Annotated in this window: 25 protein-coding genes; 11 read left to right on the forward strand and 14 right to left on the reverse strand. The window is 62.7% G+C overall.

What is annotated here, in order from left to right; all coding sequences use genetic code 11:
- Positions 1-69 precede the first annotated feature (69 nt).
- The 8 genes from EJ074_RS27095 to EJ074_RS27130 all read left to right on the forward strand — a co-directional run bounded on the left by EJ074_RS27095 (position 70) and on the right by EJ074_RS27130 (position 9,160).
- Positions 70-519, forward strand: a complete 450-nt coding sequence (locus EJ074_RS27095; RefSeq protein ID WP_095807085.1) for an EamA family transporter — start codon at positions 70-72, stop codon at positions 517-519.
- Entirely contained in the window at positions 516-1,523 is a 1,008-nt protein-coding gene (locus tag EJ074_RS27100) for an NAD(P)-dependent oxidoreductase (protein ID WP_129553883.1), read from the forward strand. The genes EJ074_RS27095 and EJ074_RS27100 overlap by 4 nt, the downstream gene beginning before the upstream one ends.
- Before the next feature lie 30 nt (positions 1,524-1,553).
- Positions 1,554-3,026: an aspartate aminotransferase family protein gene (locus tag EJ074_RS27105; RefSeq protein ID WP_095807087.1), complete on the forward strand. Its 1,473-nt coding sequence runs from the start codon at positions 1,554-1,556 to the stop codon at positions 3,024-3,026.
- Positions 3,027-3,034: 8 nt separating this feature from the next.
- The gene (locus EJ074_RS27110; RefSeq protein ID WP_095807088.1) at positions 3,035-4,270 is read left to right on the forward strand and encodes a hypothetical protein; all 1,236 of its coding nucleotides are present in this window, start codon (positions 3,035-3,037) and stop codon (positions 4,268-4,270) included.
- Positions 4,267-5,022 carry an FkbM family methyltransferase gene (locus tag EJ074_RS27115; protein ID WP_129553884.1) on the forward strand — a complete coding sequence of 252 codons (756 nt, stop codon included), beginning with the start codon at positions 4,267-4,269 and terminating at the stop codon, positions 5,020-5,022. The genes EJ074_RS27110 and EJ074_RS27115 overlap by 4 nt, the downstream gene beginning before the upstream one ends.
- Positions 5,023-5,178: 156 nt before the next feature.
- Positions 5,179-7,740, forward strand: coding sequence for an FAD-dependent oxidoreductase (locus EJ074_RS27120; protein WP_095807090.1), 2,562 nt, complete (start codon positions 5,179-5,181; stop codon positions 7,738-7,740).
- An 86-nt stretch (positions 7,741-7,826) separates the two neighbouring features.
- Positions 7,827-8,675 (forward strand): DUF1194 domain-containing protein, encoded by an 849-nt coding sequence (locus EJ074_RS27125; protein WP_095807091.1) that lies wholly within the window; start codon positions 7,827-7,829, stop codon positions 8,673-8,675.
- Between the two features lie 140 nt (positions 8,676-8,815).
- Positions 8,816-9,160: a beta/gamma crystallin-related protein gene (locus EJ074_RS27130; protein WP_095807092.1), complete on the forward strand. Its 345-nt coding sequence runs from the start codon at positions 8,816-8,818 to the stop codon at positions 9,158-9,160.
- 21 nt (positions 9,161-9,181) lie between these two features.
- Here the strand turns inward: EJ074_RS27130 and EJ074_RS27135 are convergent, their stop codons facing one another.
- The 3 genes from EJ074_RS27135 to EJ074_RS27145 all read right to left on the reverse strand — a co-directional run bounded on the left by EJ074_RS27135 (position 9,182) and on the right by EJ074_RS27145 (position 11,112).
- Complete coding sequence (locus EJ074_RS27135; RefSeq protein WP_348627032.1) at positions 9,182-10,120, reverse strand: GlxA family transcriptional regulator; 939 nt, start codon at positions 10,118-10,120, stop codon at positions 9,182-9,184.
- Positions 10,121-10,458: 338 nt separating this feature from the next.
- Entirely contained in the window at positions 10,459-10,593 is a 135-nt protein-coding gene (locus EJ074_RS30690; protein ID WP_095807249.1) for a hypothetical protein, read from the reverse strand.
- A 333-nt stretch (positions 10,594-10,926) separates the two neighbouring features.
- Positions 10,927-11,112, reverse strand: coding sequence for a hypothetical protein (locus EJ074_RS27145; protein ID WP_095807094.1), 186 nt, complete (start codon positions 11,110-11,112; stop codon positions 10,927-10,929).
- A 213-nt stretch (positions 11,113-11,325) separates the two neighbouring features.
- Here EJ074_RS27145 and EJ074_RS27150 point away from each other — a divergent pair, with 213 nt between their 5' ends.
- A complete protein-coding gene (locus EJ074_RS27150) occupies positions 11,326-12,225 on the forward strand; it encodes a LysR substrate-binding domain-containing protein (protein ID WP_095807095.1) in 900 nt (299 codons plus the stop codon).
- A 1-nt stretch (position 12,226) separates the two neighbouring features.
- Here EJ074_RS27150 and EJ074_RS27155 read toward each other — a convergent pair whose 3' ends face one another.
- The 10 genes from EJ074_RS27155 to EJ074_RS27200 all read right to left on the reverse strand — a co-directional run bounded on the left by EJ074_RS27155 (position 12,227) and on the right by EJ074_RS27200 (position 21,177).
- Positions 12,227-13,192, reverse strand: a complete 966-nt coding sequence (locus EJ074_RS27155) for an alpha/beta hydrolase (RefSeq protein WP_095807096.1) — start codon at positions 13,190-13,192, stop codon at positions 12,227-12,229.
- A gap of 232 nt (positions 13,193-13,424) precedes the next feature.
- Entirely contained in the window at positions 13,425-13,610 is a 186-nt protein-coding gene (locus EJ074_RS27160) for a hypothetical protein (RefSeq protein WP_095807097.1), read from the reverse strand.
- A gap of 184 nt (positions 13,611-13,794) precedes the next feature.
- Complete coding sequence (locus EJ074_RS27165; RefSeq protein ID WP_165350020.1) at positions 13,795-15,861, reverse strand: ASKHA domain-containing protein; 2,067 nt, start codon at positions 15,859-15,861, stop codon at positions 13,795-13,797.
- Positions 15,862-15,871: 10 nt separating this feature from the next.
- Positions 15,872-16,846, reverse strand: a complete 975-nt coding sequence (locus EJ074_RS27170) for a methyltetrahydrofolate cobalamin methyltransferase (protein ID WP_095807098.1) — start codon at positions 16,844-16,846, stop codon at positions 15,872-15,874.
- 80 nt (positions 16,847-16,926) lie between these two features.
- Complete coding sequence (locus EJ074_RS27175; RefSeq protein ID WP_095807099.1) at positions 16,927-18,018, reverse strand: methylenetetrahydrofolate reductase; 1,092 nt, start codon at positions 18,016-18,018, stop codon at positions 16,927-16,929.
- A complete protein-coding gene (locus tag EJ074_RS27180) occupies positions 18,015-18,614 on the reverse strand; it encodes a methylenetetrahydrofolate reductase C-terminal domain-containing protein (protein WP_095807100.1) in 600 nt (199 codons plus the stop codon). The genes EJ074_RS27175 and EJ074_RS27180 overlap by 4 nt, the downstream gene beginning before the upstream one ends.
- A complete protein-coding gene (locus tag EJ074_RS27185; RefSeq protein WP_095807101.1) occupies positions 18,607-18,909 on the reverse strand; it encodes a virulence factor in 303 nt (100 codons plus the stop codon). Before EJ074_RS27185 ends, EJ074_RS27180 begins: the two co-directional genes overlap by 8 nt.
- 136 nt (positions 18,910-19,045) lie before the next feature.
- Positions 19,046-19,828: a formyl transferase gene (locus tag EJ074_RS27190; RefSeq protein ID WP_129553885.1), complete on the reverse strand. Its 783-nt coding sequence runs from the start codon at positions 19,826-19,828 to the stop codon at positions 19,046-19,048.
- 120 nt (positions 19,829-19,948) lie between these two features.
- On the reverse strand, positions 19,949-20,527 hold the full coding sequence (locus EJ074_RS27195) for a DUF4893 domain-containing protein (RefSeq protein WP_095807251.1): 579 nt from the start codon (positions 20,525-20,527) through the stop codon (positions 19,949-19,951).
- 20 nt (positions 20,528-20,547) lie between these two features.
- Entirely contained in the window at positions 20,548-21,177 is a 630-nt protein-coding gene (locus EJ074_RS27200; protein WP_095807103.1) for a DUF1638 domain-containing protein, read from the reverse strand.
- Positions 21,178-21,242: 65 nt separating this feature from the next.
- Here EJ074_RS27200 and EJ074_RS27205 point away from each other — a divergent pair, with 65 nt between their 5' ends.
- On the forward strand, positions 21,243-21,383 hold the full coding sequence (locus EJ074_RS27205) for an entericidin A/B family lipoprotein (protein WP_095807104.1): 141 nt from the start codon (positions 21,243-21,245) through the stop codon (positions 21,381-21,383).
- Positions 21,384-21,468: 85 nt separating this feature from the next.
- Here EJ074_RS27205 and EJ074_RS27210 read toward each other — a convergent pair whose 3' ends face one another.
- Positions 21,469-22,167, reverse strand: coding sequence for a B12-binding domain-containing protein (locus EJ074_RS27210; protein ID WP_095807105.1), 699 nt, complete (start codon positions 22,165-22,167; stop codon positions 21,469-21,471).
- Between the two features lie 274 nt (positions 22,168-22,441).
- Here EJ074_RS27210 and EJ074_RS27215 point away from each other — a divergent pair, with 274 nt between their 5' ends.
- A complete protein-coding gene (locus tag EJ074_RS27215; protein ID WP_095807252.1) occupies positions 22,442-24,016 on the forward strand; it encodes a trimethylamine methyltransferase family protein in 1,575 nt (524 codons plus the stop codon).
- Positions 24,017-24,028 lie beyond the last annotated feature (12 nt).

Below are 24,028 nucleotides of genomic sequence, written 5' to 3' on the forward strand. Positions count from 1 at the left end.
AAAACGTCTTGTGACTTCACGAAGTGTTTGCAGATTTGTAGTAGGACCGCTCAGGGGCGGGTGCAGCGTATGAAATACATAGTCTTTATTCTGTTCACGGTCATGACGAATGCCGCGGCGCAGCTGATGCTGAAGCAAGGCATGATGTCGCTGGGACCGATCTCGTTCGAGGGCGTCAATCCGCTCTTCAAGCTGCTGCAGATCGTCTTCAGTCCGTGGATTTTCCTCGGCCTCTGCACCTTCGTCATCTCGATGGCGTCGCATCTCTATGTATTGTCGAAGGTCGAGCTCAGCTTTGCCTATCCCTTCCTCAGCCTTGCCTATGTCGCCGTGGCGGTCTTCGCCTATTTCGTGTTCCGCGAAGACCTCAATGCCTGGCGCATCGCCGGCATCGCCTGCATCTGCGTCGGCACCGTGCTGATCGCGCAGAGCGGTCGCGATCTGGGCGGGCGAGGGCACGAGCACCAGACGGCTTCCATCATCCCCGACCAGATCGGCACAAACGAGATCGTTCGATGAGACATGTGATTTTCGGCGGCGACGGCTTCGTCGGCCGTCATCTTGCTCCGAAGCTCGCGGCGGACGGCGAGGACGTCGTCGTCGCCGACATCGTCAAGAGCGACCTGTCGCATTATCGCAATGTCCGTTTCGTCACTTGCGACGTGACCGATCCGGCGTCGGTCGCAGCGATTGGCCTCAGCGCCGATGACATGGTCTACAACCTCTCGGCCAAGATGCTGTCGCCGATCCAGGTGCGCGCCAAGCGGCACGATTTCTTCTTTCCGGTGAATTTCCACGGCACCGAGCACATCATCCGGGCGATGGACAAGGCCGGCGCATCGAAACTCGTCCACTATACGACCGACATGATTTACGGCCACACCGTGGTGCTGCCGATGACCGAGGATCATCCGGTGTCGCCGCTTGGCGAATATGGGTGGTCGAAGCTCAAGACCGAGGAACTCGCCGCCGAATGGCGCAAACGCGGCATGTCGATCTCGCTGTTCCGCCCGCGCCTGATCATCGGGCCCGGCCGTCTCGGCATCCTGGAAAAGCTGTTCAAGCTGATCGACTGGCATCTGCCGGTGCCGATGATCAGTTCCGGCAGGAATCCCTACCAGTTCATCTCGGTGTTCGACTGCGCCGAGGCGGCGCGGGCGGCCTGGAAGGCCGGCGTGCCGAACGAGGCCTATAATCTCGGCTCGCTCAATCCGCCGCCGGTCAGGAAGCTGCTCGGCCATCTGATCAAGCATGCCGGTTCGAAGTCGATCCTGCTGCCGACGCCAGGCTGGGCGGTCAAGCGCACGCTGGACCTGCTCGACCTGATGAACATGCCGATCATGGATCCGGAACAGTATCTGATAGCCGATGAGGAATGCGTGCTCGACGTGTCCAAGGCCGAGCGCCAGCTCCGCTGGGTGCCGCAATACCGTGACGAGGACATGCTTATCGCCGCCTACAGCGAATACCGCGCCAAGAAACACGGCCACGCAGTCGCCACCAATCATGTGCCCGCCGAGTAGGACAACGAAGGGCAACGGGAGATTTTCGAGATGACCGTCATGGCCAAGCCGGAACACACTGGCACGCGCGCTCTAGTGGAGGCGCCGGCGCTGGCGCCCGCAGCAATAGCCAAGCCCGACCTGATCAGCGTCGAGCAGGCCAAGGGGATGGATGTCGCCCGCATCACCGACCTGTTCAAGACGCATCTCAATCCGGGCCAGCTGCATTTCATGAAGCTGCTCGGCTTCCACAAGGTCAAGATCGAGCGCGCCGAAGGCATGTTCTACATCGACCAGAACGGCCGCAAGATCCTCGACTTCTTCGGCGGCTTCGGGTCTTTGGCTTTCGGCCACAACCATCCGCGCATCCTGGAGGCACGGAGGAAATTCCAGGAGGAAAAGCGCCAGGAGATCGCCATCGCCTTCATGTCGCAATATGCGGCAGCGCTTGCGCACAATATCGCCAAGTGCTCGCCTGGCGACCTCGACATGGTGTTCCTCGGTTCCTCCGGCTCGGAAGCGATGGAAGCGGCGGTCAAGCTTGCCGAACGCGCCGCAGGCCCGAAGCGGCCGAAGGTCGTCTATGCCGAGAATTCCTTCCACGGCAAGACCAAGGGTGTGCTGGCGATCACCGACGGCCAGCTCTACCGCGCCGACTTCAAGGTGGCCGACAATGTCGTGCGCGTTCCCTTTGGCGACATCGACGCGGTCGAGCGACTGTTCAAGAGCGATCCCGAGATCGGCGTCATCGTGCTCGAGACCATCCAGGGCGGCGGCGGCATCATCCAGGCAGAGGCGCAATATTGGCAGAAGCTGCGCGCGCTCTGCGACCGGTATGGCGTGCTGTGGGTCGCCGACGAGGTCCAGTGCGGCTACGGCCGCTCCGGCCGCTTCTACGCCTTCGAGCATTATGGCGTGGTGCCGGACGTCACGGCGCTGGCGAAGTCGCTCGGCGCCGGCAAGGCCGCGGTTGGCGCCATGATCGCCAAGCGCGATGTTTACATGAAGGCCTACGGGACGCCGAAGACGGCGATGATCCATGCCATGGCGACCTTCGGGGGTATGGGCGAGGCCTGCGTCACCGCGATCGAGGGGCTGAACGTCCTCTATGACGAGGGGCTGATCGACAACGCCGCTGCGACGGGCGAATACCTTTTGCAGCGATTGCAGGCGCTGAAGGAAAAATATCCAAAGATCATCAAGGACGTGCGCGGCAAGGGCTTTATGATCGGGCTCGAGTTCCACGACTTCTCGCAGACCCTGCCGATGGTGCTGCGACCGGTGGTAAGCGTGCTCGACGACAAGCTGAAGGGATCGCTGTCGGGTTTCGTCGGCGCCCTGCTCTTGCGCGACTATGACGTGCTCGTCGCTTTCACCGAATACAATCGCAACGTCATCCGGCTCGAGCCGCCCCTAATCTGCCAGCGCGAGCATGTCGATCGCTTCGTCGACGCCTTCGACAGTCTGCTGTCGCGCGGCATCGTGGCGATCGTGAAGGACTTCGTGAAAAGCCAGGTCCGCTGAGGCAGGCGATGCTGACCCGGCCGCCCGCTGCTCCCGCCAATCCGCTCGAAAGGCTCGCCGGTGCCAGCCTGGCCTGGGGCGAGGGCACCTATGCGCGATTTGCGGCGCCGATCGGGGCGGCAGCTTTCGCGCTCTATATCCTGCTCACCGCAGTGACGGCCTGGATCATGCCTGACGCCAATTGGGATATGCTGCCCTACCTGGCGATCGCCGAGGAACGCACCCACCCCGATCCGCAAGCGCTGCACGACTATGCCTACAGCATGGTCAAGGCCGGCGTGCCGGCCGCCGAGTACCAGGCGCTGATCGAAGATGGTGGCGGCTTCCGCAGCCACATGGCCGAGAACGCCGCCGACTTCCATTCATTGCTGGGCATGTACCGCATCAAGTTCCTCTATGCCGAGATCCTGTCGAGTCTCAGCCATGTCGTTTCGCCCGTCGAGGCGATGCGCCTGGTTCAGGTGCTCTCGGTGCTGCTATTCGGCGCCATCACGCTGCTCTGGCTGCGCGCGCAGGGGGCGCTGGCGCTGGCGCCGGCCGTGGGCGCCATTCTGATCATAGCCGATTTCGGCGACGTGGCGCGGGCCGCGACGCCGGACCTCTTGTGCTCTGCGCTGTTTCTCGGCGGACTGTTTGCCTATCTCAGCAAACGCGAGGCGGCGAGCGCGCTCCTGCTCTTCCTCGCCTTTCTGGCGCGCCCCGACAACATCGTCTTCCTCGCCATCTTCGCCGTGCTGCTCGTCGCTTTCCGGCAGAAGGCATGGGGCGCGCTGGCCGGCTTCGTGGCGTCCTTGATCGCCTATTTCGCCATTTCGCACTGGGCCGAGCATCCCGGCTGGTGGGCGCATCTGTGGTTCTCCAGCATCGAGCAGCACTACAACATGGACGGCTTCGAGCCGCCTTTCTCGGTGGCGGCCTATCTCAAAGCCTTCGCCGCTTCATTGGTTCGTGCGGTCAGCCTCAACAGTTGGGTTGGGGTCTCGGTGCTGGCGCTGGCCGGTTGGTTTGGGCTCGGGCGCGCCGGCTTTCGGCTCGACCGCCGCGCCGGGATCCTGCTTGCAGCGCTCGTGCTCGGCGTGCTGGCGAAGTTCGCAGTCTTCCCGATCCACGATACACGCATCTACTTTCCCAATCTCTTGCCGCCATTCCTTATGCTCGTGGTGCCGCTGACCGGGCTCTGGGCGTCAGCGAGCCAGGGCGGACGCCGCGCCGCGCCGCAGGCAGTCGCCGGAGACAAATCATGAGTTCGGTGTCCAGCCTCGTGCGTGTTCTCCTGTCGCTCGGCCTGCCCACCGGCCTGCTCGATCGCGGACCGGCCCTGCATGGCACGAAGTTCCTGGCCAGCGCGGCGCTCACGGCCCGCTTCGGCGGCGGACGGCCGTTCCAGATGGTCAATGTCGGCGCCTGCGACGGCGCGCTGTTCGACGATGTGACGCCCTGGCTGCGCCGCATTCCCCATGCGCGTGCGCTGCTGGTCGAGCCGATCCCCTACAATCAGAAGCGGCTGCGCGCCAACTATCCCGATGCCGAGCGCTTCGTCATCGAGCCGGTCGCGGTGACCAGGACGAAGGGCACCATCACCGTTCGCACGTTCGACGCGGTCGCGCTCGAGTCGGGCACATTGCCGATCGAGTTCATCGGCTGCTCGTCGGTGACCGACACCAAACTGATGTCCGGCAAAAACGCCTGGGGCGAGGCGGACGCCAACTTCAACAAGTTCGCGCCGCATCTGAAGGACATCGAGGTCCCGTCTGAAACATTGCAGACGCTGCTCGACCGCAACGGCATCACCTATATCGACGCTTTCCTGGTCGATTGCGAAGGCGCTGACTGGATGGTGTTCGATCAGTTGGACCTCACGCGCTACCGCCCCGGCATGATCAAGGTCGAGGTCGGCGCTCTGCCGGCCGCCGAGATCGGTCAGGTTATCGTCAAACTCAAGACCGCCGGCTACCAGGTCGGCTTCCAGGCCGAGGACATCTGGGCCTTCGTTTGAGCCAAAATCTCCTGTGACAGCGGGCCAGCCCGCCGGGTCGCGCCGCACCTTGGCGCGTGTCGCAAACAGGCGGTAGCCCGAGCGTCCTCGTCTGCATATTGTGCGCCATTCGAACCGGCGCCGGCGCGCCTGCTTACCACTTTGGAGTCGCGGGAAATGGCAGAATTTCCGAAAAGGGCGAAGGTCGTCATCGTCGGTCTTGGCGGTATTGTCGGCGCGTCCGTCGCCCATCACCTGATCGAACGCGGCTGGGACGACATTGTCGGCATCGACAAGTCGGGCATACCGACCGACATCGGCTCGACCGCGCACGCTTCCGATTTCTGCTATACGACCAGCCACGATTTCCTGTCTTGCTGGACAACGCTCTATTCGATCGATTTCTACGAGAAGATGGGCCATTACGCGCGCATCGGCGGGCTCGAGGTTGCCCGTGTCGGTGACGACGCCCGCATGGACGAGATCAAGCGCAAGATCGCATCGGCCAAATCCTTCGGCACTCGCGCCCGCCTGATCGAGCCCGCCGAAATCAAGCAGAAATTCCCGCTGATCGAAGAACATATGGTGCAGGGCGGGTTGTGGGATCCCGACGCCGGCCTCGTCATCCCGCGCTCACAAACGGTTGCCGGCAAGCTCGTCGACCAGGGTGTAGCCTCCGGCAAGCTCCAGGCCTTTGCCAATACCTCGGCCAAGGAGCTGATGGTCGAAAACGGTCGCATCAAGGGCGTCGTGACCGAGCGCGGCACCATCGAAGCCGACTATGTCGTGGTCTGCACCGGCATATGGGGCCGCTTGACCGCGGAAATGGTCGGCGAGGACCTGCCGGTCATGCCGATCGACCACCCGCTCACTTTCTTCGGCCCCTACAACGAGTTCGCCGGCACCGGCAAGGAGATCGGCTGGCCGCTGCTGCGCGACCAGGGCAACTCGGCCTATATGCGCGACACCGGCGATCCCAAGACGGCCGAAGGCGGGCAGATCGAGTGGGGCTACTACGAGGAGAACAATCCGCGCCTTTGCCATCCGCGCGACCTGCTCGAGAAGGATCAGGCGCGGCTGTCGCCGTCGCAGCGCGACCTCGACATGGAGCAGATCCTGGCGCCGCTGGAGCGCGCCATGGAGCTGACGCCGATCCTGGGCGAGCTCGGCTACAATGAGGGCCATTCCTTCAACGGCCTGCTGCAGGTGACGACCGACGGCGGCCCGTCCATGGGCGAGAGCCAGAAGGTGAGGGGCCTTTGGTATGCCGTCGCCATCTGGGTCAAGGACGGCCCAGGCATGGGCAAGCTGATCGCCGACTGGATGACCGACGGCAGAACTGAAATCGACCATCACGCCATCGATTATGCGCGCTTCTATCCGCACCAGACGAAGGAACAGTTCATCTGGGATCGCTGCACCGAGACGGCGATGAAGGTCTACAATCCGGCGGTCCATCCGCGCGAGCCGTTCTCCAAGGGGCGCAACATCCGCCGCTCGCCGTTCTGGGAGCGGGAGAAGGAGCTCGGCGGCTATTTCATGGAACTGGGCGGCTGGGAGCGTGCGCACGGCTATGCCGCCAACGAGCATCTCCTCGAAAAATACGGCAACCGCGTGCCGGTGCGCGAGAACGAGTGGGACAACCGCCATTTCTGGCGCGTCTCCAATGCCGAGCATCTGGCGATGAGCGAGGATTGCGGCATCGTCAACCTCTCGCACTTCTCGATGTACGACGTCGAAGGGCCAGACCATGTCGCCCTGCTGGAATGGCTGTGCGCAGCCAAGATCGGCGGCGACAACAATATCGGCAAGGGTATCTACACCCACTTCCTCGACGAGGAAGGCATGGTGCGCGCCGACTTCACCGTCATCCGGATGGCCGACCGCTGCCGGGTGATCGACGGCGCCGACGCCGGGCCACGCGACTTCCGCTACATGCAGCGCACCGCGCAGGACAAAGGCTTCGACGTCACCGTCACCGACGTGACCGAGAAATACGTCACCATCGGTATCTGGGGGCCGAACGCGCGCACGACCCTGCAGAAGGTGGTCGAGGATCCGAATGGGCTGACGCCGGAGAATTTCCCCTTCGCCGCGATCAAGCCGATCCGCATCGGGGGCAAGGACGTGACGGCATTCCGCATCTCCTATGTCGGCGAGCAGGGCTGGGAACTGCATATGCGCTACGAGGACGGTCTGGCCGTCTGGGACGCGCTGCGCTCGACCGGTGTCATGCCGTTCGGCGTCGAGACCTACGCCAACACGCGCCGCATGGAAAAGAGCCTGCGGCTGCAGAACGCCGACCTGTTGACGGAGTACAATCTGCTCGAGGCCGACCTTGCCCGCCCGAAGGTCAAGGAGAACGACTTCTGCGGCAAGGCCAAGCATCTTGAATACCGGGCCCGCGAACACCAGCCGGCAATGCTCTGCACCCTGGTGATGACCGAGAACCTCGATTCCAAGGGCGTTGCTCGCTATCCGGTTGGCACCATGCCGGTGCAGGATCCCGCGACCGGTGAGACTTTGGTCGACGAGCTTGGCCGCCGCTCCTTCACCACTTCCGTCGCCTATGGCCCGACGATCGGCAAGAACATCGCGCTCGCCTATCTGCCCTGGGCCTACTGCCAGGAGGGCCGGAAGTTGCAGGTGGAGTATTTCAGCGAGACCTACCCGGTGGAGGTGGCCGGCGTCGGCTACAAGCCGCTCTACGACCCGGAGAACCTCAAGCCGCGCAGCTGAGCGCTGCAAATGTTCGCGAAAGGGCCCGGTCGCTGCCGGGCCTTTTTTGTTTTGTCCACAGATCGAATATCGCTTACCGTCAAGGCATGTCCGCTTACGGCCGCAGAGGTCACTGGCTTCCGGGCGCTGCCGCGCTGGCGCTGTTCCTGGGCCTGACGGCACGCTCGACCGCGGTCGAGCCGGTCGATGTCGAACTGGTGCTGGCGGTCGATGTATCGCTCTCCATGTCGCCGGATGAACTCGAGATCCAGCGGCACGGCTACGCGGCCGCGCTGACGCACGACAATGTTCTGAAGGCCATCGCGGACGGCACCTATGGCAAGATCGCGGTTACCTATGTCGAGTGGGCCGGCACGACATGGCAGCGCGTCATCGTGCCGTGGACGCCGATCACCAATCGCGCCGACGCCGATCATTTCGTCGCTCAGCTCAATGCGCGGCCGCCCGACAGTGCACGGCGCACGTCGATCTCCGGTGCACTGACCTTCGGTAGCGACCTTTTCGCCGAAAGCGGTTTCCAGGGCACCAAGCGTGTCATCGACGTTTCCGGGGATGGGCCCAACAATCAGGGTGCGCCGGTCAACATCACGCGGGACGAGGTGGTGAAGCAGGGCATCACCATCAACGGACTGCCGCTGATGACGCGAGGCGGCTACGGCGGCGCCTTCGACGTCGACAATCTCGACCGCTACTACAGCGACTGCGTCATCGGGGGAGCGGGCGCCTTCATGATTCCGGTCAATGACTGGACGCAATTTCCAGAGGCTGTACGGCGCAAGCTGGTGCTCGAACTTGCCGGTCCTGCATCGTCGCAATGGGCTGCCGAACAGGCAGCGCGCCCGCCGGTGGTGCTTGCCGACGACAGGCCGGCCGCCGATTGCATGGCCGGCGAGAAAATGTGGCGCAACCGAAGCTGGATGTACGACACCCGCTGACCGTTCCAGCTATCTGTCCCGACGCAGTTGGGGACGGAAAAGCGCTACAGACTTTTCCTGGATTTGCTCTAAGTACCTTACCGTGGCAATGCGCCTGGATCGGCGCCATCGCTCGAAGCGAGCAAACAATGAGGCATGACATGAAACGCCTGTTCATCCTGACCGCAGTTGCGTCGACCATTTTTGCCGGCACTGCGAGCGCCCAATTCTACGGGGAGGCAGCCTGCGTCTTGTTCGAACACGCGAATTTCCGAGGTCGTTCCTTCGAAATGGGCCCCGACGACGCAGTCAATTTCCGTCGCGGCCAGTTCTGGAATGATCGCATCTCCTCGGTGCTGGTGCGCCGCGGTTGCACGCTCGTCGCCTATGAGCACACCGGAATGCGAGGCGGTTCGATCGAGCTCAATCGCAGGGTTCGGGACTTCGGCGGCACCGGCTGGAACGATCGCATCTCGTCGGCCGAGTGCTACTGCGACCGGTACTGAAGCCCACCCACTCTGTGCGGGTCAGGCGGCGAGAAGCTGCTTGCGGTCGACCCGTTCCTGCTGCGGCGAGCGCGCATAGAGCTCGCGATAGCATTTGGAGAAATGCGAGGCCGAGACGAAACCGCAGGCGACAGCCACCTCGACCACCGGCATCGACGACTGGATGAGCAGATGCCTGGCGCGATCGAGCCGGATCTCCAGATAATAGCGGGCCGGGGAACGACCCATCTCGGTGCGGAACAGGCGCTCGATCTGCCGCCGTGACAAATCGACGTGGTCGGCGATCTCAATCAGCGACAGCGGCTCTGAGAGGTTCGCCTCCATCAGTTCGATGATCGTCAGCACCTTCGAGTTCTGAACGCCCAGACGTGCGCGCAGCGGCAGACGCTGGCGATCGGTCGGACTGCGCACGCGGTCGGTCAGAACCTGCTCGCAGACGCGATTGACGAGGCTCTCGTCGAAATCGTCGCCAATCAGCTTCAGCATCATGTCGAGCGCGGCGGTGCCGCCGGCGCAGGTGTAGACGTTCTGGTCGACCTCAAAGAGATCGGCAAAGACATTGGCCTTCGGGAACGCTTCCGAGAAGCCCGGCAGGTTCTCCCAATGGATGGCGCAGCGCTTGTTGGAGAGCAGGCCTGCCGCGGCCAGGATGTGCGCGCCGGTGCAAAGCCCGCCGACGGCGACACCGCGATTGTATTCCTCGCGCAGCCAGGCGAAAGCCGACTTGTTGTAGTACCGCTCGACATTGACGCCGCTGCACACGATGGCCATGTTCGGCCTATCCGCGCCCGACATCTTCTTGCGCTCTTCCTCAAGCGAGGTGTTGACGGCGCATTCGACGCCATTCGAGGCGCGCACCGGCTTGCCGTCAATGCTTGCCAGACGCCAGCTGTAGGCGTCGTAGCCGAGCATCCGGTTGGCCGAGCGCAGCGGATCGAGCGCCGTCGCAAAGGCGATCATCGTGAAGTCGGGGACGAGGAAGAATACAAAAGATCTCTTGATCGGGTGCTTTGCGGCATTCACGGGAAAACCTCACGCGGCCATGACGCGAACAGGATGTCGCGAACAGCATAGCGACATCAGGAAAAACCATTCCTGTCAATCGGGTAGACGGTCTAGCGAAGATTAAATTTGCGACACGGGTCGCAAATGGGCAATCGCCAATGGCGGTTGGCCAGTCGCTACCACCCTAGGTATTCAGAGAAGCTGCGCCATCAAAGCAAAACGCCGCCTCGGTCCAGCCGGGCGGCGTTTTGATCGATCTCAGTGACGGCGGAGCCGCCCGGTCCAAGACTGCCTCAGGCGACGAAGCCGAGGCGGGCAGCGGCCACAGCGCCGGTCTGACCGGGCATGGTCTTGGCAAGACGCTGACGCTCCAGAGCGGTCGTCAGGTTCATTTCGCGGCGGCTGAAAAGGCGGGCAAAAAGCTTCATTGTCATCTCCATTCGGTTGCGCGGACGGGTCGCCTTCGCTTGATGGAGTGGGGCAGCTCGTTTTGCTGGCGTGGATATAGGCGTGCTTCAGCGAAAACAAAATCGCAAAAGCGAAGTGGTTGTTATGAAAAGCGACATCGATTGCGATATCTTTGGGCAATGTGCCTGAAATTTACGATTGTTTACAGCGATTTAATGCCGAAGCAGGATCGTTATGCGAGTGGTTCATATGCGTCGTGCAGCGGTTGCATGGCTCTGCGAAACTCGTAGGCACGCAAACAAAAAGGCCTGCCGGACTGGGCGGCAGGCCTTCAATCTTGACTGTTCACTCTTTTACTTCGCTCCGGCCCAGCTTCCGACACCCAGACGCGAGCCGGTCTTGGCATCGGCGGCTTCCGGCCAGCCGATATCCTTCTGCAGTTCGATGGGCAGCGCATGGATGGCGCGTTCGGTCTGGTAGCGGGCGCGGGCGGCGCTGAACTCGGTCGCGAGCCGACCAATGGATAACAGAATGGACATTTCACTCTCCTATGGGTTCGGGGGCAGGGAGGACGCCCCGGCGATGCGTTGGTCTGCTTCAGTTCACATCGATTGCAGGCCCTTTTGATGGTCGGTCCGTGATCACCCTTGGCAGGAGCCTCGATCGATGGAGTTGACTATGCGCCCGAACTGATGTTCAATCAAACGAAATGGGATGATGGTTTGCATCAGAAAAATTGAAGGTGGACCCCCATGAACGCCCCGCTCAATCACCCTTTGCCTTTGCTTGACCTCGATGTGCTGCGCACCTTCGTGGCAATCGCCGAGACCGGCAGCTTCACCACTGCCGCAAACGCCGTTTTCCGCACGCCTTCGGCCGTCTCAATGCAGATCAAGAAGCTGGAGGATATTCTCGGCCGCTCCGTGTTTGCGCGCGACGCGCGCTCGGTGACGCTGACCACGGATGGGGAAATGCTGCTCGGCTACGCCCGGAGGCTTCTGTCGATCAACCGCGAGGTGGTGTCGAAGTTCATCATTCCCGACATTGTCGGCGTGGTGCGGCTTGGCTCGCCGGACGACTATGGCGAGCGTGTGCTGCCGCATGTGTTGAAGCGCTTTGCGCAGTCGCATCCATCGATCGCCGTCGACGTCACCATCGATCAGAGCAGCAATCTGCGCCGCCGCATGGACGACCGCGCGCTCGACATCACGCTGCTCACCAATTCGTACAAGACCAGCGCGCTTGGCGCCGAGGTGCTGCTGACCGAACCCATCGTGTGGGCCGGCGCCAAGGGCGGTTGCGCGCATCTGCGCGAGCCGCTGCCGGTGTCGCTGTGGGAAGAGGGCTGCGCCTGGCGGGCCGGTGCGCTCGAAGCGCTTGGCCGCGAGGGGCGCAACTATCGCGTCGCCTATATGAGCGCCCACACCGCCGGCCAGCGTGCCGCGATCATGGCCGATCTTGCCGTCGCTCCGCTGCCGAAGTCCTTCCTCGGTGACGACATGGTCGAACTCGGCCCGAAGGACGGCATGCCCGATATCGGCACCTACAATCTCGCCATGGTGGTGGCGCCGGACGCCAGTGCGCCGGTGAAGGCCGTCGCGGACCACATCCGCGCGACGTTCGAGCTGTTCCACGAAACCGGCAAGTTCTGATCTATTCGGCCGCCGGTGCGGAACCGTCTGCGAAAATGGCTCTCGTCCCACGCCGCGCCTGGGCAGGGCGGGACACCGGTTCCCTCGTAAGGAAGGCGACGATGCTGTCGCGCGCGCGGCGCGCTTCAGGCATCTCGATCAGCGGCCATACGTGGAACATGCCTTCTTCGTAGACCACGTCGACCTCGACGCCAGCGGCCCGCGCCCGCTCGGCGAAGATCAGGTTGTCGGGGGTGAGCAGGTCGCGCGAGCCGGTCAGCAGCAATGTCTTCGGCAGCACGCAGAGATCACCGTAGAGCGGGCTGATGTGCCAGTCGGCGCGATCGATGCCGGCGCTGTAGAGCCGGATCGCCTCCAGCCCGCCTGAGATGCCAAGCCAAGGATCGTTGCGTTCCGCCTCGAACACCTCCGGATTGGACAGCGACATGTCGAGTCCGGGCGAAATCAGCACATGGCAAGACGGCAGAGGCAGGCCTTGCTCGGCCGCCATCATGGTGAGCACGACCGCCATGTTGCCACCGGCGGAATCGCCCATGAAGATGATGTCCTCGGCCTTGGTCTCCTCGAGCATCAGCCGATAGACATGGCTCACCATGCCGAACATGGCGTGAAAGTCGTGCTCCGGGGCGATGGGGTAGATCGGCACGGTGATGCCGAAGCCCAGCCGTTCCGCCATTTCGGCGATCAGACCCCAATGGTAGGTCGTGATCTGAAAGACGAAGGCGCCGCCATGCATGTAGAGGATACGCCGGCGCTCGCCGGCCTTGGGCGCGATCTCATAGACCGGAAAGCCGTCGACGACATCTTCAGTGATGTCCAGGCGCGACCTGAGCAAGGCCGGCGGATGATGATCCTCGGTCCTGCGGGCGTAAGCGATCCATCGCTGCAGGTTCTCAGGGCTGGAGAAGGCTTTCTTGCGGCTGTGCCTGAGAACGAACGAGACGAAGTGGCTTTTCAGACTGGGCATGGGGATACACGGACTTCGACGGAGCCGACTAAGAGAACTTCCCCCCGCAATCCGAAGATTGTACCTCAGTTAAAAATGTCAAGGTTCGGGCCACGGCACATCGGCGTGATCCGACGGCGGACACCTTAGCGCCGTGGCAGCAGCGCGGCCCGCAGCTTGTGGTCGCCGGTCGCCGAGGCCACGTTTGGGCCCCGGCGCCTGCCGAGCAGCTTGCATTTGTCGGCGAAGGTCATCAGCGCGCCGTCCCCAGCAGCAACGAATGAAGGACTGCCTGCGGGTCGCTCGGCGGCGACGCCGGCCAGCCAATGTCCTTCTGAACATGAGCAGGCAGGCTGTTCAGAGCGCGGACCGCTTTGCCCCGTGCATGAGCCTGCCTGATGGTGACGCCGAAACGGCTCAGATTATCAAACATCGACATGTTGGTTCCTCCGGAAGGTCGCCGCGGCGCGAAGACATTTCACGCCGGCCTTCGATGGCAGGCTAAATGCGCCTGGCGTGTTTCCGTCGGATTTCGCGAAAACAGCGCGATCGTTTCCGGATCAGTCAATCCGGAAACATTTGCATGCAAATGAAATCTCAGGTCGGAAGGGCCGGCAGCCGGGCTATTCCCGGCCGCGCCGTGCCGCGCGTTCCTCGCGCGAGCGCCTTCGCGGCGTGGCATCGGCGGCGCCATCCTCGCCCACCGTCTTGCGCGGCGGCAGCTTCACCGCAGCTGCCAGCTTCGGGAACGGGTCGACCTTGTTGGGCAGCGCCATGGCATAGACGAAATGCTCCTGGAACTTCGGCTCCAAGGCCGTCTCGATCTTCTCGATCCGGCTCACCGTTTCTTCGATCTCGCGACGGTAGCCGCGATTCAAAAGCGCCATGCGGGCACCGGCGCCGGCGGCATTGCCGACAGCCGAGACCTTGTCCAGGTCGCAATCGGGGATGAGCCCCAACACCATGGCGTATTTCGGATCGATGAAGGAGCCGAACGCGCCCGCGAAATGGATGCGGTCGACATGGGCGGTGTGCTGCTTTTCCATCAAAAGCTTGGTGCCGGCATAGAGCGCCGCCTTGGCAAGCTGGATGGCGCGCACATCGTTTTGGGTGATGGTGATCTTCGGCTCGCCCTCCTTGAGCAGGTAGGAGAAGGTGCGCCCGGTGGCGACGATGCGCGGCGAGCGGGATGAAAGCGAACCGTCGACCACACCGTCTTCCGAAATGATGCCCGACAGATACATCTCGGCAATCACCTCGATGATGCCGGAGCCGCAAATGCCGGTGACGCCGGTCGCCTGGACGCTCTCCGCGAAACCCGGCTGATCCGACCACAATTCCGAACCGATGACGCGGTAGCGGGGTTCCAGCGTGTCGGGGTCGATGCGCACGCGCTCGATGGCGCCCGGTGCCGCCCGCTGACCACCGGAGATTTCCGCGCCCTCGAAGGCGGGTCCGGTTGGGGACGAGGCCGCGACCACGCGGGTCCTGTTGCCGAGCACGATCTCGGCATTCGTGCCGACGTCGACGATCAGCATCATCTCGTCCTGGCGATGCGGGCCTTCCGAAAGCGTGACGGCGGCGGCGTCGGCGCCGACATGGCCGGCGATGCAGGGCAGCATGTAAAGACGCGCGCCCTGGTTCAGTTTCAGGCCGAGATCCGAGGCCTTGATGCGCACGGCACCGGAAACGGCAAGCGCGAAGGGCGCGCCGCCGAGCTCGGTTGGATCGATGCCGAGGAAGAGATGGTGCATGATCGGATTGCCGACGAACACCGCGTCAAGAATGTCATTGCGCTGGACATTGCCTTCCGTGCAGACCTTGTCGACAAGACCGGAAACGGCTTCGCGTACGGCGACCGTCATGCCTTCGCGGCCATCCGGGTTCATCATCACATAGGAGACGCGGCTCATCAGATCCTCACCGAAGCGGATCTGCGGATTGGACGTGCCGGAGGAAGCGGCGACGCGGCCCGACAGCAGCGACACAAGATGCATGGCGATCGTGGTCGAGCCGATGTCGCAGGCGAGACCGTAAGCTTCGTTCTTCAGGCCAGGCCAGAGCGCGATGACGCGCGCGATGTCGCTGTCGGCGTCCTTGTGAATGGCGGCGGTGGCGGTCCAGTTGCCCTTGCGCAGGATGCCCTGCACCTGGGGCATGAGGTAGAAGTCGAACTCGAGGTTCGTAAGGCCCCAGTCCTTCATCAGGGCGATCTTGAGCCGATCGAGATCGCCGAGCGGCTTGTGCATGTCGGGCTCTTCGATCTCGACATAGCACATGCGGATCGCCGTATCGCGGGCGATCACCCTGGTGTCGGCGTCCTTGCGGATGGTCTGGGCGTTGATGACCGTGTCCTGCGGCACGTCGATGACGAGATCGCCGAGGATCTGCGCCGAGCAGGAGAGGCGGCGGCGTTCAGGCAGGCCGCGCACCCGCTCGTAGCGCTCTTCCTTGGCGCCCTTCGACGAGATGTGCTCGTTGGAAGAGACGATCTTGTGCTTGGCGAAATTGCCTTCCTGCACCTCGATCTGGCAGCGCCCGCATGTGGCGCGGCCGCCGCACACGCTTTCGACGTAGACACCGAGCTGGCGCGCGGCATCCAGCACCGGCGTGCCGACCGGAAACCGCCCGCGCTTGCCGGACGGCATGAACAGCACGAGCGGGTCGGTGATATTGGGAGGCGGGTTCACGATTGCGCGCTTATCCCCTGGCCATCCGGGCTTCCCTGCCGCCGCGACGGCGCCCGCCGGCGGCAGCGCCTTCGCCAGGGGCGGTGACCGCGACCGGAGCAGCAACGGCATGGCCACCTTCGGCGGGCTTGTAGTCCTTGTAGGTGCGAATCCAGTTGGTGCAGTTCTCGTCAGTGCCGTTCAGCACATTGGCGCCGCGCACGGCTTCCATTTCCTGCGGACGGACCGGGTTCATGATCGCCGAGGTCATGCCGGCGCCGATCACCATCGGGATGAAGGCGGCGTTGATGCCGTGGCGGTGCGGCAGGCCGAAGGAGATGTTGGAGAGGCCGCAGGTGGTGTTGACCTTGAGCTCCTCGCGAAGGCGGCGCAGCAGCGAGAACACCTGGCGGCCGGCGTCGCCCAACGCGCCGATCGGCATCACCAGCGGATCGACGACGACGTCGTGGGCCGGAATGCCATGGTCGGCGCAGCGCTCGACGATCTTCTTGGCGACGGCGAAGCGGACGTCCGGATCCATCGAAATGCCGGTCTCGTCGTTGGAAATGGCGACGACCGGAACGTTGTATTTCTTGACCAGCGGCAGGATGGCCTCGAGCTTTTCTTCTTCGCCGGTGACCGAGTTGACCAGCGGGCGGCCCTTGGCCACCTTCAGCGCCGCCTCGATCGCGGCGGTCACCGAGGAATCGATCGACAGCGGCAGGTCGACGAGGTTCTGCACGATCTCCAGCGTCTGCACCAGCAGCGCCGGCTCGGTGGCGTTCGGGTCGACGGCGGTGACGCCGGCATTGACGTCGAGCATGGTGGCGCCGCAGGCGGCCTGTTCCAGCGCATCCTTGATGACGGTCTCGAAATTGCCGGCCACCATCTCGGCGGCCAGCTTCTTGCGGCCGGTCGGATTGATACGCTCGCCGATGACGCAGAAGGGCTGGTCGAAGCCGATGACGATCTCTCGGGTCGCCGAGGCGACGATGGTGCGGGTCATGAAATCTCTCCGTCGGGATATAAAGAGTTCTTTATATCGTTATCTGGTTTCGTTCAAGCAGTTCAGTGCCGGCAACGCCTTCAATGCGCAGTCTTCACCATATCCACCTGGGTTTCGGTAATCTCGTCGTGCAGAATGTGATCGAGCCGGTCCGCGACCAACTGGTCGTCGCGGCGAATCTCCCGCTTCCAGGGCTGACGGCCCTTCAGCACGCCCGATTCATCGACGATCTCGGCGACATATTCCTCCTGCCGATAGGCCATCACATGGACGCCGGCAACACCCGGAATTTCCTTCACCTCATTGATGATGTCGATGCAGAGCTGCTTGCCTTCCTTCTTCTGATCCTGAGCGCCTTCGAGCCGCTTGATGATGGGATCGGGGATATGGATTCCCGGCACGTTCGAGCGGATCCACTTGGCCGTCTTGGCCGATGCCAGCGGGCCGACGCCGCAAAGGATGAAGACCTTTTCAGTATGGCCGAGGTCTCGTGCCTTCTGCATGAAGGTCTTGAACATGGGCACGTCGAAGCAATATTGCGTCTGCACGAACTGCGCGCCGGCGGCGATCTTCTTGCCGAGATGGATCGGACGGAAATCGAAAGGCGGCGCGAACGGATTGACGGCGGCGCCCAGGAACACCTGGGGCGGGGTCGTCAGCTTGCGGCCGGACAGGAACTTGCCGTTGTCGCGCATGATGCGGATGGTCTCGAGCAGCGACATCGAGTCGAGGTCGAACACAGGCTTGGCGCCCGGCTGGTCGCCGGCCTGGACGCCGTCACCGGTCAGACAAAGCATGTTGGCGACACCCATCGCCGCACCGCCCAGTACGTCGCCCTGGATGGCGATGCGGTTCTTGTCGCGGCAGGCGATCTGCATGATCGGGGCATAGCCCATGCGAGTAAGCAGCGCGCAGATGCCGACCGACGACATGTGGCAGTTGGCGCCTGACGCATCGACGGCGTTGATGGCGTCGACCCAGCCGTCGAAGATCTTAGCGCGGTTGTAGACGTCTTCCGGATCGGCGCTGTCGGGCGGGTTGAGCTCGGTCGTCACCGCAAACTCGCCGCGCCGCAGCACGCGCTCCAGCCGGCCGCGCGAAGAGTGGCCGGGAAGAGGATCGAGCGGCAGGTGGATACCGGCAGGATTCTCGTCGCGCTGGCTGAAGTTCATGCTGAAGCTCCGGTGTTCTGGGAGTTCTGTGCTGCTTCGCGCGCTGCGGCCGACTGCGCAGTTACCCTGAGCCAGGCCGAGGTTTCACGCAGCGACTGATCGACAGGCTTCTGCACGGTCAGGATCTTGTCGCCATGAACCATATTGCGGGAGCCCTCCCAGGCTTTGACCCAGACGCAAGGCATATCCGGCTCGACTTCGCAATTGCCATTGGCGCGCACACCGCCGCAGGGACCGTTGCGGAGCTGCTTGGGGCAGTTCATCGGGCACGACATGCCGGTGGAGGACAGGACGCACTGGCCACACATGCGGCAGTCGAACATGAAGCCCTTGACGCGCTTCTCGACGAATTTGACCGGGGCCTCGACGCGGCCGTAGCCGATACCCTTCCACAGAGGATGCAGCAACAGAAAGACATCGGCGAACCTGCTGTAGAACCATTCGAGCAATCGCGAATGGCGGATCGACCACAGCCGCACTGCGAAGGTGCGCTGAACGCGTCGCTGCGGGGACACGTCTGCAGGCTTGTAGTCGGACTTCGGCGCCGCCTTCTTGACCAGTGTGGCCTGGGTAACTGCCGGCTGTTTCTCAGACATTTTCTTTCCCGCCCGCCTTGACCAGAGCGACCAGCCGCTCGCGGTCATATTTCGTGTCGAGTTCCTGGTAAGCTTTCTCGACCTCAACCTCGATGTCGTCGCCGACCGGAACGGGGTCGGCCTTGCGCCATTCGGCGAGATAGTCATCGGTGCCGCCGGCTCCCGTGCGCATGGCGCACATGTCTATCGCTTCGGTGAAGCGCAGCGGCAGCTCGCGCTTGGCGTTCTGCCGGCCCTTGCGGACAATGACCTGGGCAGGAATGTCGCGCCAATAGACGACGATCAGATCGGCCATGAATTCTCAACTCCTCGACGTTTCGAGCATTGCCGCAAGCGCCTTTGGACCGCTTGTTATGGGACGACGCGCGCGCATTCAAAAGCGACGCTGTTGGAGGTCGCAAAAAGAAAGGTGAAATCCGGCTAACGGACGGCTACCAAATCCCCTTCATCAAGCCGGTCCAGAAATAGAACCAGATCGTCGGATGATACCATTGCCTGGACGGCAAGGAGGGATCGAAAGTCGCGAGTTTTCCAGCCAGCGCATCGCTGATCGCCTGGGCGCAGATCTCGCGGGAAAACGCCGCCTGACGCAGCGCGTAACTGGCGATGGAGTCGCCGCGCTTAGGCTTGCCGCGCGCCTGCTTGAGCACGCCGCCGGTATCTACGCCGGCATCGACGAGATGAACGGTGGTGCCGAAATTTTGCGGATCGCCGGAGACCAATGCCCAATAACCTCCATTCATGCCGCGATATTTCGGAGCAATGCCGGCGTGATAGTTGAGGACGGGGCACGGTATCTTCGCCAACGTGTCTTTGGACAAGAGTCTGCAGCCGGCAAGCAGCACGACGCCCGGGTTGATGTTTTCGATCGCCTCGAGGCATTCCTTGCCGTTCGCGGAGGGCACATGGATGATCGCCTGATCTTGCCGCGGCTCTGTCTCAAGCCTCTCTTCGGCAATCAATCGCGCGGCGTGGCCGGCGAAGAACCGTTTGCCGAGCCTTGTCAGCACCATCGTGCCGAACTGGCCGACAGCCGATGTCCAGCCCTGGCGGCGGGCCCGGCCGAGCAGCAGGCGTTTTTTGGATTCAGGCGTTTCGAGGACGACGCTGACCGGCCCGACGCGATCGGCAAGCGCGTTGACAAGGGCCCAGACATGCGGACCGCCCTCCGTGACGACCACGATCGGCTGCGGACTGGATCCCGACGCTGCCATGGCAAGCACCCGCTCTTGAAACCGGGCGCATGCTAGGGCGGGCGAGTTAATCCTTGGTGAGCCGGCGGGAGATGCGTGATCCCGGTCCGAAAAGTCTCAAGCCGGTCCGATCGTGCGCAGTCAGCGCTTGAATTCCATGATGTCGAGTTTCGATTCGTAGTAGGGCGAGGGGAATTCGATGCGCCATTCGGCAGCGCCGCTGCGGAAGGCGTAGCCGACCTGGTCGCTCTCGGGGCCGCTGCCATATGGCTTTGCCTTGTCGTCGTTGACGGAAAAGGAACCTAGGTAGATGGCGCGCTTCTCGCCATCATCGAAGAAGCGGCCCGCGGTGCGCTGCGAGCCGCTGATCTTCTCCAGCTTCCAGCCCGAGCCATCGTCGGTCACCTTGCATTTGAACCATCCGTAGATGACGAGCGGGCTCAGGCCGCCAGCCTTGATGGTGCGGCATTTCCAGTTGCCGGTAAGGTCCTTTTCGGAGAAAGCGACGAGCGGCCTGGCGAGCAACGCATCGAGCTGCCTGACCTCGGCCGGATCGCCGGCCTTGGCTTCTTCAAGGGCGGCCTTGCGAGTTTCTCCATATTTGTCGAGCCGTGCCTTGTCGGCAGAGGTGATCAGCTTCTGCACCTCGCCGTCGGCGTGCGCAGGCACGACTGAATAGACACCCACGAGAAAAGACAGAAGCAAGGGCCGAAAGGACATCGATTCCCCCTTGGCCGGCACTAGCTAATCGTCGAAACCCGGGCCAGCTCATCCGTCAGATCGCCATAGCCGGTCGGACGGCGCTCATAGGCGAGGCCGAGCAGAGCGGCGGCATGTTCCGCGACCTTGTCGAGTTCCGGATCGTCGGTCTGGGCGAGATAAATCAGCTTCTCGTAGTTGCCGAAATAATCCTTGATCAGCTCGGGATGCCTGTCGAGGCCGAGCGGCTTGATGAAGAAAGCTTCGAACTGACGGCAGAGGAAGTCGGTCATGTAGAACGACATCATGTCATCGTCGGCGACCTTCGCATAGGCATCCATGCCTTGGTAGAAGGCAAAGCAGTGCGGTCCTGGCATTCGCTCGACGCCGTGTTTTTCGATCACCTGGTCAAGCAACCCGCCGGTGCCGCAATCGCCATAGCCGACGAAGATGTGCCGATAGCCTTCGGCCTTGGCCTTTACGATCGCCTTGTCCATGGCCGGTGCGATGCGGTCGGGATAGAAGTGAAACTCGGCCGGCAGGCAGGTCAGTTCGAGATGGTCGAGCCCCAGCCGCTCCTTGACGGCCAGAACTTCGCGCGCGATCATCCCGCAGGCAATGACCAGAAGCCTGTCTGCTTGATTCGTTTGTGTTTTTTGGGCCTTGGCCATGAATTCAGCTGAGCCGACTTCCGTTGCAGTTGATCGAATCCATTGAACGAGGGAGACACCCGTCCATGAAACTGTTGCGCCTTGGCCCCGTCGCCATTCTCGCCTGCGCGCTGGTCCTGACGGCCTGCGCCAACACCGTCCGGGGCGTCGGCAAGGATGTCAAATCGACGGCCAAGGCGGTCGAGGACACAGTCACCAAGCCCTGATGCGAGGCCATCTCTTCCATCATCTGGTAACAAAAAAGCCGCGCTGCAAGGCGCGGCTTTTTTTCGATCCATCCTGATGCCTCGGTCAGGCGGAGGCGCGAACGTTGTGCTTGCGCTTCATGAAGTCCTTGGCGGTCTCGACCGCCACCGCCGCATCGCGGCAATAGGCATCGGCGCCAACGGCCTTGCCGAATTCCTCGTTGAGCGGCGCGCCGCCGACGAGAACGACGTAGTCGTCGCGAATGCCCTTTTCCTTCATCGTGTCGATGACGACCTTCATATAGGGCATGGTGGTGGTGAGCAGCGCCGACATGCCGATGATGTCGGGCTGATGCTGCTCGATCGCCTCCAGATATTTCTCGACGGCATTGTTGATGCCGAGGTCGATGACGTCGAAGCCGGCGCCTTCCATCATCATGCCGACAAGGTTCTTACCGATGTCGTGGATGTCGCCCTTGACGGTGCCGATCACCATCTTGCCCTGCTTGGGGGCGCCGGTGGCGGCGAGCAGCGGACGCAGGATGGCCATGCCGGCCTTCATGGCGTTGGCCGAGAGCAGCACTTCCGGCACGAACAGGATACCGTCACGGAAATCCTCGCCGACGATACGCATGCCTTCGACCAGCGCCTCGGTCAGCACCGTGTAGGGCTGCCAGCCGCGCTCGAGAAGAATATGAGTACCTTCCTCGATTTCTTCCTTCAGCCCATCATAGAGGTCGTCATGCATCTGCTGCACAAGTTCCTCGTCGGAAAGCTCGGAAAGGATGATCTCGTCGTCGGCCATTTTTTCCTCGGGCTCCTTGCTGCTCGGAATGACCGCGGCAGCCTAAAAATCGATGCGCCAATACCTAACCCGTGAGGGCGAGGTATCCATAGCTGATTTGCGACTTTCCGCAAAAGGAAAGCGACTGGAAATCTATTGGTTTCCTTGTCGATTTTGCGACAGGCGTTGGCGCTGGCGAGCCGTTTCCAATAGGGTGCATGGCTACGATCCGGCAAGAAGCGGCGGCAAAAACGGGCCGCCGGCCAATTCAGACCAATTCACGGGAAGATCGATCATGAGCGATAACGCGGCAGTCGAACAGGAAGCGTCGGGCGGCAGGCGCGGGCGTGGCGCCGGCAGTGGCGCTGCGGCACGCCGGGCAGCCCGCTCGGGCGGCGGTCCGGGCACGCAGCTCACCTATATAAAGCGCAAAATCAACGTCTATGAGGTCCTCAACGAGGAAGGCCTGGCGCTGATCGAGAAGAACACCGACACGGTGCTGGAAGAAATCGGCATCATCTTTCGCGACGACGCCGAGGCGCTCGCGCTCTGGAAAAAGGCGGGCGCCGACGTCAAGGGCGAGCGCGTGCATTTCCCGAAAGGGCTTTGCCGCTCGTTGCTGAAGACCGCGCCTTCGATCTACACCCAACATGCGCGCAATCCGGAGCGCTCGGTGCAGATCGGTGGCAATGCAACCGTCTTCGCACCGGTCTACGGCCCGCCCTTCGTGCGCGACCTCGACGGCAACCGCCGTTATGCCACGATCGCGGATTTCCAGAATTTCGTGAAGCTCGCCTATATGGCGCCTTCGATCCACCATTCAGGCGGCACGGTGTGCGAACCGGTCGACGTGCCGGTCAACAAGCGCCATCTCGACATGGTCTATTCGCATATCCGCTATTCGGACAAGCCGTTCATGGGCTCGGTGACCGCGCCGGAGCGGGCCGAGGACACGGTCGCGATGGCCAAGATCGTGTTCGGCGACGATTTCGTCGAGAACAACACGGTGCTGACCAGCCTGATCAACGCCAACTCGCCGATGGTTTTCGATGAGACCATGCTCGGCGCCGCGAAAGTCTATGCGCGCCACAACCAGGCCTGCATCGTGACGCCGTTCATCCTGGCCGGCGCGATGAGCCCGGTGACGGTTGCCGGCACGCTGACGCAGGTCCTGGCCGAAGTGCTGGCCGGCGCCTCGTTCACGCAGCTCGTCCGCCCCGGCGCACCGGTGCTGTTCGGCACCTTCGCCTCGTCGATCTCGATGCAGTCGGGTGCGCCGACTTTCGGCACGCCGGAGCCGTCGCTGGTCTCCTACGGCGCGGCGCAGCTTGCCCGGCGGCTCGGCCTGCCGTTCCGCACCGGCGGCTCGCTCTGCGCCTCGAAGATCCCGGATGCGCAGGCGGCCTATGAGAGCGCCAACACGCTGAACTCGACCATCCTGGCCGGCACCAATTTCGTCCTGCATTCGGCCGGGTGGCTCGAAGGCGGGCTGGCGTCCTGCTACGAGAAGTTCATGATGGACATCGACCAACTCGGCATGACGCAGAAATTCTCCGAGGGCGTCGACCTGTCGGAAAACGGCCAGGCGATGGATGCCATCCGCCAGGTCGGTCCGGGCAGCCATTATCTCGGCTGCGACCACACCCAAGCCAATTTCCAGACTGCGTTCTACCGCTCGAGCATCGCCGACAACAATTCCTACGAGCAGTGGCTGGCCGAAGGCGAGAAGACAGCGCCGCAGCGCGCCAACGAGCTCGCCCGCCGCTGGCTGGAGAGCTACGAAGCTCCTCACCTCGATCCGTCGATCGACGAAGCGCTGAAGGAGTTCATCGCCAAGAAGAAGGCCTCGATGCCCGACGCCTTCACTTGAAAGGAGCCCGAG

It is taken from the genome of Mesorhizobium sp. M3A.F.Ca.ET.080.04.2.1, assembly GCF_003952525.1.
Classification (GTDB): Bacteria; Pseudomonadota; Alphaproteobacteria; order Rhizobiales; family Rhizobiaceae; genus Mesorhizobium.